The organism is Bacillus sp. SIMBA_008, from assembly GCF_046535495.1.
Taxonomy (GTDB): domain Bacteria; phylum Bacillota; class Bacilli; order Bacillales; family Bacillaceae; genus Bacillus; species Bacillus subtilis.
The window spans coordinates 1-313 of record NZ_JAWRWL010000219.1 but is presented as its reverse complement, the minus strand read 5'-3'; the positions used below and the strand labels follow the sequence as shown (position 1 = coordinate 313).

Sequence of the window (313 nt, the reverse complement as noted above, 5' to 3'; positions counted from 1 at the left end):
CAGATTCAGTTGAGCTTCTGCTTCTTGTTCAGAAAGTAATCGATAAGATCGGATCGCTTCCTCCGGCGCTTGGACCATCTGCTCCAGCAAATACATATAATGATGCAGCATCTGCTCGGCTGTACTTCGTTTAAATAGCGCCGTACTGTAATCGAGGACAAAGGATAAACCTTGATCTGACTCCATTGCTTGCAGCGTTAAATCAAACTTTGCAATATGGAAATTGGTTTCTTCGATTTCAACTTGCATTTCTCCAATATGCTGGGCTGATCCATGATCTGGCATGAGTGTAAAAACGGTATCGAATAATGGA

Annotated in this window: 1 protein-coding gene; it reads right to left on the bottom strand. The window is 42.5% G+C overall.

Going from position 1 to position 313, the window contains the following annotated elements; all coding sequences use genetic code 11:
• Window positions 1-313, bottom strand: a 313-nt coding sequence (locus SB658_RS22905) for a condensation domain-containing protein (protein WP_410602545.1), incomplete at both ends; no start/stop codon positions are given.